Annotated in this window: 14 protein-coding genes, 1 tRNA gene and 1 pseudogene; 7 read left to right on the plus strand and 9 right to left on the minus strand. The window is 68.0% G+C overall.

Annotated features, from left to right (window positions below; genetic code table 11):
* Positions 1–183, plus strand: a pseudogene (locus tag CVUC_RS17110) (hypothetical protein); the annotation flags it as partial.
* 205 nt (positions 184–388) lie between these two features.
* Here the strand turns inward: CVUC_RS17110 and CVUC_RS17115 are convergent.
* The 4 genes from CVUC_RS17115 to CVUC_RS17130 form a co-directional block, all read right to left on the minus strand.
* Positions 389–793, minus strand: a complete 405-nt coding sequence (locus CVUC_RS17115; protein WP_096033556.1) for a DUF805 domain-containing protein — start codon at positions 791–793, stop codon at positions 389–391.
* A gap of 171 nt (positions 794–964) precedes the next feature.
* Positions 965–1402 carry a DUF805 domain-containing protein gene (locus CVUC_RS17120; protein ID WP_096033557.1) on the minus strand — a complete coding sequence of 146 codons (438 nt, stop codon included), beginning with the start codon at positions 1400–1402 and terminating at the stop codon, positions 965–967.
* Entirely contained in the window at positions 1362–1856 is a 495-nt protein-coding gene (locus tag CVUC_RS17125; protein WP_096033558.1) for a DUF805 domain-containing protein, read from the minus strand. The genes CVUC_RS17120 and CVUC_RS17125 overlap by 41 nt, the downstream gene beginning before the upstream one ends.
* A gap of 44 nt (positions 1857–1900) precedes the next feature.
* Positions 1901–3898: an acetyl-CoA carboxylase biotin carboxylase subunit gene (locus CVUC_RS17130; protein WP_096033559.1), complete on the minus strand. Its 1998-nt coding sequence runs from the start codon at positions 3896–3898 to the stop codon at positions 1901–1903.
* Between the two features lie 23 nt (positions 3899–3921).
* On the opposite strand from CVUC_RS17130, the gene CVUC_RS17135 reads away from it, so the two are divergent.
* Together CVUC_RS17135 and CVUC_RS17140 are read left to right on the plus strand one after the other, a co-directional pair.
* Positions 3922–7833, plus strand: coding sequence for a LamG-like jellyroll fold domain-containing protein (locus CVUC_RS17135; protein ID WP_096033560.1), 3912 nt, complete (start codon positions 3922–3924; stop codon positions 7831–7833).
* The gene (locus CVUC_RS17140) at positions 7830–8315 is read left to right on the plus strand and encodes a GlcG/HbpS family heme-binding protein (RefSeq protein ID WP_096033561.1); all 486 of its coding nucleotides are present in this window, start codon (positions 7830–7832) and stop codon (positions 8313–8315) included. The genes CVUC_RS17135 and CVUC_RS17140 overlap by 4 nt, the downstream gene beginning before the upstream one ends.
* A gap of 178 nt (positions 8316–8493) precedes the next feature.
* Here CVUC_RS17140 and CVUC_RS17145 read toward each other — a convergent pair whose 3' ends face one another.
* Positions 8494–9069: a type 1 glutamine amidotransferase family protein gene (locus tag CVUC_RS17145; RefSeq protein WP_096033562.1), complete on the minus strand. Its 576-nt coding sequence runs from the start codon at positions 9067–9069 to the stop codon at positions 8494–8496.
* Between the two features lie 52 nt (positions 9070–9121).
* Between CVUC_RS17145 and msrB the strand changes: the two genes are divergently transcribed.
* From msrB to CVUC_RS17160, 3 genes are all read left to right on the plus strand, one after another.
* Positions 9122–9601, plus strand: a complete 480-nt coding sequence (gene msrB, locus CVUC_RS17150; RefSeq protein ID WP_096033563.1) for a peptide-methionine (R)-S-oxide reductase MsrB — start codon at positions 9122–9124, stop codon at positions 9599–9601.
* A gap of 56 nt (positions 9602–9657) precedes the next feature.
* The gene (locus tag CVUC_RS17155) at positions 9658–10722 is read left to right on the plus strand and encodes a glutathione S-transferase N-terminal domain-containing protein (protein ID WP_096033564.1); all 1065 of its coding nucleotides are present in this window, start codon (positions 9658–9660) and stop codon (positions 10720–10722) included.
* A 110-nt stretch (positions 10723–10832) separates the two neighbouring features.
* A complete protein-coding gene (locus CVUC_RS17160) occupies positions 10833–11456 on the plus strand; it encodes an alpha/beta hydrolase (RefSeq protein WP_096033565.1) in 624 nt (207 codons plus the stop codon).
* On the opposite strand, the gene CVUC_RS17165 is transcribed toward CVUC_RS17160, so the two are convergent.
* Positions 11407–12156 (minus strand): LamG domain-containing protein, encoded by a 750-nt coding sequence (locus CVUC_RS17165; protein ID WP_096033566.1) that lies wholly within the window; start codon positions 12154–12156, stop codon positions 11407–11409. The genes CVUC_RS17160 and CVUC_RS17165 overlap by 50 nt on opposite strands.
* Positions 12157–12268: 112 nt before the next feature.
* Positions 12269–12353: transfer RNA gene (locus tag CVUC_RS17170), tRNA-Leu, on the minus strand.
* Between the two features lie 101 nt (positions 12354–12454).
* Between CVUC_RS17170 and CVUC_RS17175 the strand changes: the two genes are divergently transcribed.
* Entirely contained in the window at positions 12455–13447 is a 993-nt protein-coding gene (locus tag CVUC_RS17175) for a P1 family peptidase (RefSeq protein WP_096033567.1), read from the plus strand.
* A gap of 117 nt (positions 13448–13564) precedes the next feature.
* Here the strand turns inward: CVUC_RS17175 and CVUC_RS17180 are convergent, their stop codons facing one another.
* Together CVUC_RS17180 and CVUC_RS17190 are read right to left on the minus strand one after the other, a co-directional pair.
* On the minus strand, positions 13565–14074 hold the full coding sequence (locus CVUC_RS17180) for a MarR family winged helix-turn-helix transcriptional regulator (RefSeq protein ID WP_012640429.1): 510 nt from the start codon (positions 14072–14074) through the stop codon (positions 13565–13567).
* 227 nt (positions 14075–14301) lie between these two features.
* Positions 14302–15087 (minus strand): stalk cross-band protein StpD, encoded by a 786-nt coding sequence (locus tag CVUC_RS17190; protein ID WP_024265773.1) that lies wholly within the window; start codon positions 15085–15087, stop codon positions 14302–14304.

Genomic DNA, 15087 nt, shown 5'->3' on the forward strand with positions numbered 1-15087 from the left:
TGGCCAGCAACCAGATCCCCGGACCGTCCGAGTACCCCCCTCGAACCTGTCCCCGCTCGACCGCCCCCCGCCGCCGCAAATGGTCGCTGGCCATGCGCCCTTTCCTCGCGACGAGGTGGAACCAGTATAGGGCGGGTTTCAACGCCGGGGACAAACTGTCGCGTAAAAGTGGGAAGTGATTGATTTCGTTGGATACGGCGTCGCCGGCGCCGAGCGTTCACGCCCGCCAATCCCCGTAAGACCAGTCCCCTCTCCCAGAGGGAGAGGGTGGCCGCGAAGCGGTCGGGAGAGGGGTTTCAAAGCCGCCGCCCTGCCGGCGCGCCGGCCAAGGCCGTACCCCCTCACCCCAACCCTCTCCCCATGGGAGAGGGCGCATGGTCACCGCAACCTAGATCGAAATCGTCTTCAAGGGATTGGGCCCATAGCGATTGGCGCCCTGCTCGCCGCCCATCACGCCCAGCTCGACCACCGACCAGATGATCACCAGCGAGAACAGGAAATCCAGGAAGTGCTCAGGCTGCGGCCAGACCGCGACCACCGCGATCAGGATCAGCATCGACCACCAGCCCGACCGGCCGCGATCATGCAGACGCTTGGACAGCAGGCAGGCGCCGGTGAACAGCAGGATCGGATAGACGAACCACCCCGTCAGCCAGTGCAGGGTGTAGTTGGCGATCGCCTCGTAGAAGACGGCGACGCCGACCACCACGGCCGAGGCGACCAGGAACGGCGTGCGCGCCAGCCTGCCGTTCGACGACAGGAACAGTTCCGCCAGTTCGCTACGATCGCTCATGCCCGCTCCTTCGAGTCGGCCACGCCGACCGCCGCAATCTAGAGCGAGCGCCGTTCCGGCGCAAAGACGTCAGTCGAAGACGCCGGCCAGGTGATCGCCCACGCCGGGGCGCCCCAGAAATCTCGGCGAAGGGCCATAGGCGTTCGCCTCCGGGGTCCCGTCGATCAAGCCTTAGTCGACGAAGACGTAGACCCAGCCCACCAGGGCGAACAGCCCACACGCCCCTCCGGCGCTACGCAGGCCCGCGTCAAACAGATAGCCCATGGCCACGCCCGCGCCATAGACAAGGCCGATCAGCATGACGCTACGGGCGGCTGGGCGGTTTCGATCATGGCCGCGCTTGGCGGCGATCGCCGCGCTGGGCCAGAACAGCGCCAGATCGATGATCCCTCGGACGGCGTATCCGGAAGGGTCCTTCATTCCTTCCCGCGTAACAGCCAGGGCCAGGATCACGAGAACGACATGCCCGATCGCCAGCCCCAGCGACGCGAGCAGAAAGTCGAGCCGCTTCATCCGTCCCGCGAAGGAAAAGAGCGCCCAGAGCACGGGACCGCCCGCCCGGGATCGTTCAGTCGAAGGTCTTGGCGACGTCATCACCCCGCCCGCCATGGCCCTTGGGCGAGGCGCCGTAGCGATTGGGGCCCTTGGTCCCGTCGATCAGGCCGTAGTCGATGAACATGTACAGGCCGACTGGGATGATCAGCAGGCCAAGGACACCGGCCGTCATCACGTCGCCGGCGGCGTTGAAGACCGCGCCGGCCTGGCCCAGCCCGAGACCCGCCGCCATGAGCGTCAAGGTCCACCAAGCAGGGCGGTTTCGGTCATGGCCTCGCTTGATAGCGATCGCGGCGCTGGGCCAGAGGAACAGCAGCGTCAATCCGAGGCTGAGGGGCATGTAGGTTGACGCCTCAGCCATCCCCATCCCCATCGCCGCGCCGATGGCGATCAGCAGCACGAAGCGCACGACGCCGAGGCCGATACTGGCGATCCAGTACTCCGATCGCCGGAAGCGGCCGTCGAAGCTGAAAAGACCTTCGATCACGGGATGGGTTTTGCGAGCCATGAGTCGGAGGCTATCGACTCCACCCCAGGTCGCAAGCCTTATCCTTACGCGAACTCGACCAGCACCTCGTCCGCCGCCACCGGGTCGCCGCCCTTGGCGTTGACCGCCTTGACCACCCCGTCGCGCTCGGCGCGGATGATGTTCTGCATCTTCATGGCTTCGAGCACGCAGACGACCTCGCCCTCGCGGACCTGCTGGCCGGCCGTGACGTCCATCGAGACCACCAGGCCCGGCATCGGCGACAGCACCAGCTTGGAGGTGTCGGCCGCCTGCTTCTCGGGAAGCTTGTCGTGCAACTCAGCTGAGCGCGGGGTCAGGACCAGCACGCGCGTCTTGGCGGCGCGGTGGCGGATGGTGAAGCCCTCGGCGGCCGGCGCGGCCTGGACGGTGAAGGCCAGTCCGTTCAGCACGGCCTTGAACACCGGCTTGCCCGGGCGCCAGTCGATGTCGGTCAGGAACAGGGTCCGGCCCTCGTCGAGCAGTTCGACCGCCACTGCGCCGTCCTCGCCGCCGACCTTGACCCGGCGACGGGTGTCGCCGATCGCCACCACCCACTCGTCGCGCGCTTCGCCGATCAGGCCGGACTCGTAGCTGCGGGCCCGGGTCGCATAGACCCGCTGCATGGCCGCGCCCACGGCGGTCAGAATGTCCAGCTGCACAGCCGTCGGGGTCGTGCCGTTGAAGCCGTCGGGGAACTCGTCCTTGATGTAGCTGGTCGCCAGCGCGCCCGAGCGGAAGCGCTCTTCGTCCATCACGGCGGCCAGGAACGGGATGTTCTGGCCCAGGCCCTCGATGTGGAAATCTTCCAGCGCCCGGCCCATGCCATCGATGGCGGCCAGGCGGGTCGGCGCCCAGGTGCAAAGCTTGGAGATCATCGGATCGTAGAACATCGAGATCTCGTCGCCCTCGCGGACGCCGGCGTCGTTGCGGACCTTGTAGCCGTCTTTCTCGCCTTCGGCCGGCGGGTCGTAGCGCACGAGGCGGCCGATCGAGGGCAGGAACTTGCGGTACGGGTCCTCGGCGTAGATGCGGCTTTCGATGGCCCAGCCGTTGATCGAGAGGTCCGACTGGCCAAAGGCCATCTTCTCCCCGTAGGCCGAGCGGATCATCTGCTCGACCAAGTCCAGGCCGGTGATCAGTTCGGTGACCGGGTGTTCGACCTGCAGGCGGGTGTTCATTTCCAGGAAGAAGAAGCTCTTGTCCTGACCGGCGACGAACTCGACCGTGCCAGCTGAGTCATAGTTCACGGCCTTGGCCAGGGCGACGGCCTGGGCGCCCATGGCGTTGCGGGTGGCCTCGTCCAGCAGCGGGCTGGGGGCTTCCTCGATGACCTTCTGATTGCGGCGCTGGATCGAACACTCGCGCTCGAACAGGTGGACGACATTGCCGTGCTTGTCGCCCAGCACCTGGATCTCGATGTGGCGCGGGCTCTCGATGAACTTTTCGATGAAGATGCGGTCGTCGCCGAAGCTGGCCTTGGCCTCGGCGCGGACAGCCGGGAAGCCCTCCTCGACGTCCTTGCGGGTCCAGGCCACGCGGATGCCCTTGCCACCGCCGCCGGCCGACGCCTTGATCATCACCGGATAGCCGATCTCCTCGGAGATCTTCACGGCCTCGGCGGTGTCGGCGATCTCGCCGATATGGCCGGGCACGCAGGAGACGCCCGCGGCTTGAGCGAACTTCTTGCTCTCGATCTTGTCGCCCATGGCGCTGATGGCGCCGGGGTTGGGGCCGATGAAGACGATGCCCTCGTCGGCGCAGCGCTGGGCGAAGCCGGCGTTCTCGGACAAGAAGCCAAAGCCCGGATGCACGGCCTGCGCGCCCGTTTGCTTGCAGGCGGCGATGATCTTGTCGGCGACGAGGTAGGACTGATTGGCCGGCGAGGCGCCGATGTGTACGGTCTCGTCGGCCATCTCCACAGCGAGGCTGCCCGCATCGGCGTCGGAGTAGACGACCACCGTCTTGATCCCCAGACGACGGCAGGTCTTGATCACCCGGACTGCGATCTCGCCACGGTTGGCGATCAGGATCTTCGAGAACATCGGCAACTTCCGCCCGCAGTTTTTTGTGCTTTGCAGCATGGCCTATCAGGCCTCGCCGGGTTTGCAAGCTTGCCCTTACGGCGCTAAACCGGACCAAAGGCATGACACCGGTTACCGAACACGGGGTCCGAGATGGTCGCCATCGGGAGGAGACGGTCGTCATGAAGTCGATGTTCCTGGGCTCGGCCTGCGCCCTGGCCCTGGCCGGCGCCGCCAACGCCGCGCCGGCCGGTGATCCGGCGCTTCTCTTCCGGCTGTCGGGCGACAAGGGTCTGGTGGCCGACATCGCCGCCGGCGATCCCATTCCGAACTTCGCCGACAAGGTCACCCTGATCGAGGGCAGGAACGGCCAGGGCTTCCGCGCCGCCGATGACGGCGTCGTCTCGTGGAACGCCCCCGGCAATATCCAGGCCCAGCGGGGGACCCTCGCCTTCTTCTGGAAGTCCGGCTACCCGGTCGGCGTCGCGCCGTTCGTGATCTTCCGTGTCGGTTACGCCGACCATTCCAGCTGGGACATGGCGTTCCTGCGCATCGACTGGAACGGCCAGGGCTTCGACGCCTTCGTCACCGACAATGGCCTCTCGCGCACCCGCGTGTCGTTCAAGGTCGACAAGGCCCCCGCCCCCGACGCCTGGACGCATCTGGCCTTCACCTGGGACGAGACCACCGGCGTCCAGCTCTTTGTCGACGGCAAGCTGGCGGCGAAGAAGGAGGCCAAGGCCGTCTATGACGCAGGCCTCGACCAGTTCGGCGTCGCCGGTCGCGTGATCGCGCCGCACCAGGTGCAGAGCCGCTACAACTTCACGCGCGGCGGGGATCTGGACGAGTTGCGGGTCTATGACCGCCCGCTGGCCGCCAGCGCCATCGCCGCCCTGGCCCGCAACGAAACCCCGGCCATCGCCGCGCCCGTCGCCACGCTCGATGATCCCGCCGTCCGCGCCGCCTGGAAGCAGCGCTATGGCTGGACCAAGGCCGCGCCGCCGCTCCTGGCCGACGGGAAGACCACGATCCGCAAGGTCGAGATCGCCGACGCCAAGGACATCAAGCAGTGGATGTGGCGAGCCAATGACGGCATCTCGGAAACCACCTGGCCCGGCGTCTACAACCGCTCGCGCCTGCCCGGCCGCGACGACTATTTCCCGCTGCCGGACTGGAACGTCTATGTCGACGGCGGCAAGGCCCTGACGCTGGCCCTGCCCGACGAGCCGATCAACCGCATCGAGATCCAGGGCCCGGCCTATGGCGATCTCTCCTGGGCCGCCAAGGCGGGCGACAAGGGCGCCGGCGTGGCGAGCCGAGCCAAGGACCAACAGCGCAGCGTCGCGAGCCTGGACCAGCCGCTGAAGGGCGGCGTCCTGACCTTCACGAACGTCGCGCAGGAAACCCCGATCCAGGAGCTCTGGGCCTATAACGTCTTCGCCGGCGCCGAGCCGAAAGACGCGTTCAAGATGAGCTACACGATCCGGACCGAGGTGGCGCCGGACTATCTCAACCTGGCCGACCTGAACGCCTACATCGCGGGCCGCCATCCGATGGGCGAGCGCGCTACGGTCGTCGCCCTTCCCGAAGGCGCGCCGAACCGGCTGCGCCCTGCCGGCGACCTTACGGCCAAGGGCCTGCCGATCGTCCACGTGCTGATCCCGTCCGGCTTCGGCGATGCGCCGGCGGCCAAGCCGCTGGCTCGCAACTGGGCCTATGGCTGGGAGAACGCCCGCGACGGCCTGGACGGCGTCGCGCTCGACATCCCCGCCCTGCCCGGCGCGGCCGGGACGATCATCCCCCTGAACATCCAGGTGAAGGACCCGATCTGGCCGGGCCGCAACATGATCGACGTCAGCGTCTCGGTGAAGGCCGGCGAGGCCCGCACCGTGTGGCTGGACCTGCGCGACCGCATCCTGACCGCCGACAGCCTCTACCTGACCCTGGCCGCCGACAGCGCCGAGTTCGGTCCCAAGGCCCTGGACGGCGCCAAGATCCGTCTGGTGCTGAAAGACCGCGACCAGGCCAAGGTCGAGCACATCCAAGACCGCCTGAACCAGGTGAAGGACAACTGGGCCTTCCTGGTGGAGGAGCACACCACCTCCAAGCGCCAGGGCCTGTACCGCCGCCTCTACGCCGACATTTCCGACCTGCTGCGCGTCGATCCGGACAACAAGATCGGCCGCGAGTACTGGGGCGACATCACCTATGGCAGCCAGGGCTGGCCGGCGTTCGAGCAGCCCAAGCCAAGGGACGACACGCCGCTGTGGGCCTTCCGCCAGTTGGAAGACCTCAAGCAGGTCTCCAAGTTCATCACCTGGTGGATCGACGAGCGGCAGGCCGACTTCGGCGACTTCGGCGGCGGCCTGTCTGACGACAGCGACCTTCTGCAGCAATGGCCCGGCGTGGCCTTGATGGGCGTGCAGCCCGACAAGATCACCCACTCGCTGAACCGCCTGACCGACGCGGTCTACAAGAACGGCATGTTCACCGACGGCCTGTCGACCATCGCGACCGACGAACTCCACGCCTATGAGGAGGGCATCAACGCCAACGCCGAGGCGATGTACGTCAACTACGGCGATCCGCTGGCGGTCGAGCGCCTGTTCACGACGGTGAAGGCCTTGCCCCGCATCGTCGACCAGAACCCGGCCGGCCATGTGCACTTCAACACCAACTGGTACAGCGGCAAGATCTCGTATCGCGAGGGCCCGTGGGAGTGGCAGAAGCCCTATTCGTTCGGCGTCACCCATCCTTCGATCCTGATCGCCGACTACAATGGCGACGCCACGGCCAAGGCCACGGTGCTGGGTCTCGCCGACGGCTATCTGGCCCACGCCAAGCCCGATGGCTCCCTGCCCAACGAGATCAACTGGCGCAGCGACGCCGAGCGCGGCGGCACGGTGCTGCAGGGCTCGGGCGCGGATGGTCCGTTCCAGCTGTTCTGGTCGGCCTGGCGCCTCTCGGGCGATGCGAAATATCTGGCGCCCATCCACTGGCGGATCGGCAAGAACGGTCTGAAATCGCTGGCGGCGGTCAACGAGAACGCCCTCACCGCGCTGAACCTGGGCGCGCCCAACAAGGACGCCCTGGTCAAGGCCGCCGCCAAGGGCGGCGCGTTCGAGCGCTACGCGGCCTGGACCCTCACGGGCGACAAATCCCATCTGGAGGACCTCTACGCCGACGAGATCCAGTGGAACGCCCAGCATATGTACATGCACACCGAGGGCCACTGGTGGTCAGACCGCGTGGAGCTGCCGTCCGATTTCCTGCAACGCACCCGCCTGGGCGGCATCGCCAACAAGCGCGGCCAGATGAACCCGGGCCATACGGTGTCCTGGCGCTTCGACGGCGCTGACGGCACGGATGTGGCCCTGCTGGTCAAGGACGCGACCAGGAGCGGCTTCAAGGTCATCGCCTACAACACCACCGACAAGCCGGTGACGGCGACCATGACCGGCTGGAATGTCACGCCCGGCCAGTGGCGCCTGACCCAGGGTCTGGACGCCGATGGTGACGACGCGATCGACGGCGCCGGCGAAGCGCGCACGGTCGCCTTCGAGCGCAGCCTGGGGACCAGGATCGTCCTGCCCCCGCGCCAGACGACGATCCTCGACATGAGCCTGGCCAGGGCGGGCGATGATCCGGCTCAGCGCGCGGATCTGGGCGTGGGTCGCGGCGATGTCACGGTGAAAGGCGCTACGGTCACCGCCAGGGTTCACAGCCTGGGCGCCCAGGATACGGCCACCGCCCGGCTCGACCTGGTCGATCAAGCGGGCAAGGTGCTGAACACCGCCGCGATCCCGCCCCTGAAGGCGCCGCGCGACTTGCTGCCCAAGACCGCTTCGGTGAAGCTGAAGATCCCTGCGGGCGCAAAGGCTTCGGGCCTGCGGGTCCGCATCGTCTCCAGCCAGCCTCAGAACACCGCCCTGAACGACGAGGTCGTGCTGCCATGAACAAGACGCTTGCCCTGATCGCCGCCGCCCTGACCCTGTCCGGCGGATACGCCTTCGCCCAGACTGCGCCGGCGCCCGCTCCTGCCTATTCCAGCCGCGTGGTCACCCTGGCCGAGGCGAAATCGATCGTCGCCGCCGCCGAGGCCGAGGCGCGCAAGAACGGCTGGACCATGACCTTCGTCGTGGTCGAGTCCAACGGCCAGCCGGTGCTGCTCGAAAAGATGGACGGCACCCAGTACGGTTCCACCGAAGTGGCGATGAAGAAGGCCCAGACCGCCGCCAACTTCCGCCGCCCGACCCTGGTGTTCCAGGACGCCGTGAAGAGCGGCACGCTGAACGCGATCTTCACCGGCGCCATGGCCGTGGAAGGCGGCGAGCTGCTGCTGGCCGACGGCAAGATCGTCGGCGCCATCGGCGTCTCGGGCGGCACGTCGGCCCAGGACGGCGTGGTGGCGCGCGCGGGTCAGGCGGCGATCAAGTAGAACCTTCCGCCAAATCAATCACCTCTGTGTCATCCCGGCCGTAGCGCGCAGCGCGGAGAGCCGGGACCCAGGGGGTGTCGAAACGCGGTGCGCGCGGCCCCTGGGTCCCGGATCGCCTCTACGAGGCGTCCGGGATGACAAGTGTTTCGGTCTTGTGGGAATGGCGCTGAGGTAACCCCTAAGCCGAAAACTCCCGCGCGAACATCGCCTCGTATTCCGCGATCAGCGCTTCCTGTTCGGGCGCCACCAGCCGCGCCACGGCCGCCGCGAAGGTCACCGGCGCCAGGCCCGAGGCGCTGACCAGCTTGCCGTCGGTCACCGCCTTCGGCGTATCGACATAGTGCTCGGCGCCCGCATAGCCTGGGACCACGCCCTCCAGCCAGTCCTTGCCGTTCGAGGTGTGCTGGCGGCCGGCGAACAGGCCGGCCCGCGCCAGGGCCGTGGTGCCGGCGCAGATGCCCGCCACCGGCTTGCCGTCGGCCAGGGCCTGGCGGATCAGCGCGCTGATCGCCGGATCTTCGCCCTCGCTCCAGGCATCGCTGCCGATCAGCAGGAAGACGTCGGCGTCGCTCAGCACCGGGTCGTCGAACCGATAGTCGGCCGCCGCCAGCACGCCGCCGATCGAGGTTTCCGGATCGCCGGTCGGGGTGGCGATCTCGATCTGCACCTTCAGGTGCTCGCGCAGCAGGGCCAGCACCGCGCCGGCTTCCCAATCGGCCCAGCCCGGCTGCAGAAAGGCGACGGCGACGGTCATGCGGGGCTCCTAGTGCTACCGAAAAGACGCTCAAGCGCTTACACTGGCCTTCATGACAGACGCAGCCACCCTTTCAACCGCCGGCTTTGACCTGACCCCGCCGACCGAGGCCGAACGCGAACGCCTGGAGGCCGATCTGACGGCCGAGGAGGCTCGCGTCCTGCTGCGCCACGGCACCGAGGCGCCGTTCTGCGGCGGCCTGCTGGGCGAAAAGAGCCCCGGCGTCTATGGCTGCCGCCTCTGCGGCCTGCCGCTGTTCAAGCACGAGACCAAGTTCGAGAGCGGCACCGGCTGGCCCAGCTTCTACGCGCCGTTCGCCGAGGACCACGTGGTCGGCGTGCGCGACACCTCCTACGGCATGGTCCGCATCGAGACCCGCTGCGCCCGCTGCGACAGCCACCAGGGCCATGTCTTCCCCGACGGCCCAGCGCCGACGCGGCTGCGCTACTGCATCAACTCGGTGTCGCTGCAGTTCGTGAAGGTGGGCGCTCCCCTGCCCGATCCGCTGCATCGGGGCGACAAGATCACCTGACCCAAAGGGAAGTTTGACGGCGAGCCTCTTTCGACATCCCCTCTGCCAAAAGCTCGATGATGAGCGACAGCGGAGGGAACATGTCCAAAGCGGCTTCAGCGCCCCTGGCCCTGCTGGGCGCGGCGGGATCGCCCTATACCCGCAAGATGCTGGCGCTGCTGCGCTTTCGGCGCATCCCGCACGCCATCCACTGGGGCAGCCACCGCAACCCGCCGCCGGGCCTGCCCGCGCCGAAGGTCAAGCTGCTGCCCACCTTCTATTTCCCCACCGCCGACGGCTTCGAGGCGGTGACCGACTCCACGCCGATCATCCGCCGCCTGGAGCGCGAGCACGCCGGCCGCTCGGTGATCCCGGACGATCCGGTCGTGGCCTTCCTCAACGACCTGATCGAGGACTATGCCGACGAGTGGCTGACCAAGGCCATGTTCCATTTCCGCTGGGCGCACGCGGCCGACATCGAGAACGCCGGGCCGATGCTGATCTACTGGCACGACCCCACCCTGCCCGCCGCCATGGCCGAAGTGGCGGCGCGCGAGATCTCCAGGCGCCAGATCGACCGCCTCTATGTGGTGGGCTCCAACCCGATCACCGCCGCGACAATCGAGGCCAGCTACGCCCGCTTCGTCGAGGTGCTGGACGGCCTGATCGAGCGGCAAGGCTATGTGTTGGGCGCGCGCCCCTCGGCGGCGGACTTCGCCATCCAGGGCCAGCTGTCGCAACTGGCGATCATCGAACCGACCTCGGCGGCCATCACCGTCCAGCGCTCGCGCCGGGTCCGCGCCTGGCTGGACCGCGTCGAGGACCTGTCAGGCCTGGAGCCCGACGCGGCTCACTGGGCTTCGCGGGCGGACCTCACAGACATTCTGCGGCCGCTTCTGACCGAGATCGGCCGGGTCTATGCGCCGTTCCTGCTGGCCAACGCCAAGGCCGCGACGAACGGGGCCGAGACGGTCGAGGCGGAGATCGACGGCCGCCCCTGGACCCAGCCGACCTTTCCCTATCAGGCCAAGTGCCTGATGGCGCTGCGGCAGGCCTACGGGGCGCTGTCTGCCGCTGACCGCGCGGCGGCGGACGCTGTGTTGGCGGAGACGGGGTGCGAGGCGTTGTTTGGGGCGGGGTGACCGGGTAGCTAACAGCTTTCCTTAAATCCTACTCAATTGATATGAATTGAGCGCAGACCCCGCCCCGCCTTAGAGATCGCGCATCAGCGCTCAACCTCCGGCGGACCACCATGCCCCTCCCCAACCGAGACGCCACGCCGCCGATCCTGATCGTGCCGGGCCTCTACAATTCGGGTCCCGACCACTGGCAAACGCACTGGGAGCGAGCCTTGCCCAACGCCGAGCGCGTCGAGCAACAGGACTGGGAGCGCCCTCTGCTGGGCGACTGGACCATCAGCCTGGCCGAGGCCGTGCGCCGGCGGCCCGGCGCGATCCTGGTGGCGCACAGCCTGGGCTGCGCGCTGGTGGCCCACTTCGCCCAGGTGACGGGCGGACGCGGCGTCGCCGGGGCCATGCTGGTCGCGCCGGCCGACGTCAATCGCGAGGGGCCGGCCGGCCGCCTGCTGGTGGGTTTCTCGCCGATCCCGCGCCAGCGCCTGCCCTTCCCCAGCCTGGTGGTCGCCAGTCGCAACGATCCCTATGTGGAGATCGACCGCGCCGAGGCCTTCGCCCGCGGCTGGGGCTCGCGGTTCGTCGACCTGGGCCGGGCGGGCCACATCAATGTCGACTCCGGGCACGGCGCCTGGCCAAAAGGGCGAGCGCTTCTGAAGAGCCTGATCCGCGACATCGAAGCCGCCGACGCGCCTAGACGCTCGCGCGCAGCAGGGCCTCTGGCGTCAGGGCCCGTGGCGTAAAGCGCGCCTCGCGGATCGCGCCCTTGAAGTAGTCGACCTTGTTCATCCGCGCCCCGACCGAGGATCGCCCCTGCCCCTGCGGCTTGAAGGCGATGTCGGCCTCGCCCTGCAGCTGGCCGTCGACAAAGGCGCGATAGGTCTTGCCGTCATAGCTCTGGGCCACCCAGTACCACTTGCCGACCGGGAACAGCTTGTCCTGGAACAGCAGGGTGTGCTTGTAGCCCGGCCCGGTGGTGAAGGTGTCCAGGGCCCAGGCCTGGCCGGTCACGCGGATCTCGAACAGCATGCGGGTGACCGACGGCGGCGCGCCGGGCGTGGGGTCTTCCTCGTTCAGGTGGAACCAGCGCTGGGCGAACACCCCGCCGTCGGGGCGGAACAGCGCCTCGAAGGTGAACTGGCCCATGCCGGCCAGCGGGTGGCGGTCGATCAGCAGCCGGTCGTCCACCCCGTCGAACTGCACCGCCTTGCCATAGGGACTGTCGATCAGCCGGGGATCGCCCTCGACCGTGGTCCTGGCGCCGCCGATGTCGCTGAGGCGATCAAAGGTCCAACGCGTCTGGTCCGGCGCGTCCTTCGGCGGCTTGGGCCGGCGGCCCATGGCCAAGACCCCGCTCCCGCCCGACAGCGCGCCCAGCCCGCCCAGCACGGCGCGACGGCCGACAGCGCGCAAATCCGCGCGGGCGCTGTTGGATGTGGTCATGACGTCTCCTCCCGGGGGCGCTTGATGACACCGGTATCAGCACTGATGCTGGAGCGAGGCCCGGGCTTTTTCAAGCCGAAACCGGGTTCGTCCGTCTGGAAGAGAAAGGAGTTGGTGCGGGCGGTCGGGGTCGAACCGACACTCCTTTCGGAACCGGATTTTGAGTCCGGCGCGTCTACCAGTTTCACCACGCCCGCATGTCTTCGCGCTCGCGAAGGGTGGTCTTCCTAGCAGGCGTTCGCGGCGAATTCCAGAGGCGCGATGGACGGTTTAGCATCGTTCCACACGGAGATTCCCGATGCCCAAGCCCGGCCCTCGCAACCTGATCACCGACGTGCCCGGCCTGAAGGTGGGCTGTGTCGAGGACGAGGCCGTCCGCACCGGCGTGACGGTGGTGCTGTGCCCCGAGGCCTGGACCGCCGCCGTCGATGTGCGCGGGGGCGGGCCCGCCGTCCGCGAGACCGACACCCTGCGGCCCGAGAACAGCTTCTCCAAGGCCCACGCAATCTGCTTTTCGGGCGGATCGGTGTTCGGCCTCGGCGCGGCCGACGGGGTGGCCTCAGCCCTGTCGAACCGTGACGTTGGTTTGCGGATCACCGCCGGCACGCCCGCCATTCCAATCGTGCCCGCCGCCTGCCTGCACGACCTCTCGAATGGCGGCGACAAGGCCTGGGGCCTGACCCCGCCCTATCGCGCCCTGGGCATGAAGGCGGTCGAGGCGGCCGGCGAAGACTTTCCGTTGGGCCCCGTCGGCGCGGGGCGCGGGGCGATGGCGGGCCTGCGACCGGGCGGGCTGGGCTCGGCCTCGCTCGACCTGGGCGACGGGCTGATCGTGGCGGCCCTGGTGGCGGCCAATCCCGTGGGCTCGGCCTACATGGCCGATGGCGAGACCTTCTGGGCCTGGCCGTTCGAGATCGATGGCGAGTTCGGCGGTCGCCGCCCCGGGGACATGCCGCCGGCGGTCGAGCCCCTTCCCGACGATTCGAAGCTGGGCGCGCGCCTTGCGGCCGGCGCCAACACCACCCTGGCCCTGGTGGCCACGACGGCCGACCTGTCGACCGCCGAGGCCCAGCGGATGGCGATGATGGCCCATGACGGCATGGCGCGGGCGGTGCGGCCCTGCCACACGCCCTTCGACGGCGATGTCGTCTTCGCCCTGGCGTCCGGCGCCAGGCCGCTGGGCGACGATCCCATGCGCAGCGTGCTGCGGACCCGGATCGGCTCGGCGGCGGCCGACTGCCTGGCGCGCGCGATGGCGCGGGCGGTCTATGAGAGCAACAAGGGCCGCTAGAGCCCTTTAGCTTTAGATGGAATCATCTAAAGCGTTTGAAAGGGCTCTAAGTGTTTGACTTTAGAGCCTGTTTATCTGGTTTAGATGGTTCCATCTAAACCAGACAGGCTCTAAGGCCTAGGGCGGCGAGATGGTCTCGCCGCCGGCCAGCTGGATGGCGGCGGTTTCCAGATGGTCGAGCAGGCGCTTGAACGTCGCCACCTCGCTAGGGGCCAGACCCGCCAGCAGCGTCGCCTCGTAGGCCAGAGCCAGCGGCGCGATCTCGGCGAACAGACGACGACCCGCTGCGGTGAGTTCCAGCGTGTGCGACCGCCGATCCGAACGCACCGTGGTGCGGGCCACCAGCCTGCGGACGACCAGTTCCTGGGCGGCGCGACTGACGCGAACCTTGTCCATCGCCGTGCGCGTGACGGCCGTATGCTGGGTCAGCGGCCCCTCAGCCAGCACCGACATCAGCCGCCACTGCGGGATGGTCAGACCGAAACGATCTTCGTAGGCGCGGGCGATCAGACGGCTGACCGCCGCCGACGCCGTCGCCAGACGGTAGGGCACGTAGTCCGAGAGACTGACATTGGCTTCGGGCGCCTCGGGCGCGCCAGACGTGATCGGAGAGACCGTTGCGGTCATGTCCCTACCCCTCGCCCTCCCAGGCGCGGCCGCCTTCGGAAGGAGCGACCTTTCGCTTGATCCGTTAAGCCCGATCGCCGCCCTGATGGGGACGCCGCCAGTGCTGTCTGTTTGGGCTTCGGCGCCGCTGGAGCTCAATGCTCGTCACGGTTTAAGCCGAAGATGCCTCATGATCGCACGTCACTTGAGCAGAGAATAGTCATCTCGCCTTCCTGAACGGCGATCCGTCAGTGATGGGCGGCGGCGGCGTGCTTGTCCTTGGGCGGCTCGGGGGTCGTCAGCAGCGCCTGCTGGCAGGCGCGCAGTTCGTCGAGGCACGTCTTGCGATTCCAGAAGTCGGAGAACTCGGCGACCGCCAGGCGGAGCAGCTGGATGTGCTCCTTGTACTCCAGCGGCTTGGGCCCCTCGTCGTGAGGGTCGTGCTCGCCATGGTCGGGCTTGGTGTCGGTCAGCAGCACGGTCTGCGAGCCGACGATCGTCACATTGCGGCTCAAGACCTCGACTCCGGCCTTGGCGGGCGTGGCCTTCGGATCGTCGTGGTGACCGCCGCCGGCGTGATCGTGATCCTTGTCGTGCCCCTTGTGGTCATGGCCCTTGCCGTGACCGTGCTTGTCGCCCTTGCCGTGATCGTCCTTCTTGTCCTCGGGACGCTCGCCCTTCATGGCCTTGTTGAGCAGTTCGAAGGTCTTGCCGCAGGGACCGCCGAACGCCAGCACCGGGCCGATTCGCAGCTTCACCTCGTCGATCAGGTCTTGGGTCTTGGTGACCAGCTCGCCCGAATGGGCGCTGCTGGCGGCCACGCACTTGGCCTTGATGGTCTCGTGGATGATCTTGGGGGTCTCGGCGTGCTTGTCGCCCTTGTCGCCCCGCCCCGTCAGGCGGCCGGCGAAGAAGGCCAGGCCGATGATCGCCAGGCCGGCGAGCACAAGAAGGAAGACCAGCGTCGGATCGAAGACCGGCACAGGTTGATCCACCGGAAATTCTGACTGGTACACCCGACTTCTCCGCCCCAC

This window comes from Caulobacter vibrioides (genome assembly GCF_002858865.1).
Lineage (GTDB): Bacteria > Pseudomonadota > Alphaproteobacteria > Caulobacterales > Caulobacteraceae > Caulobacter > Caulobacter vibrioides.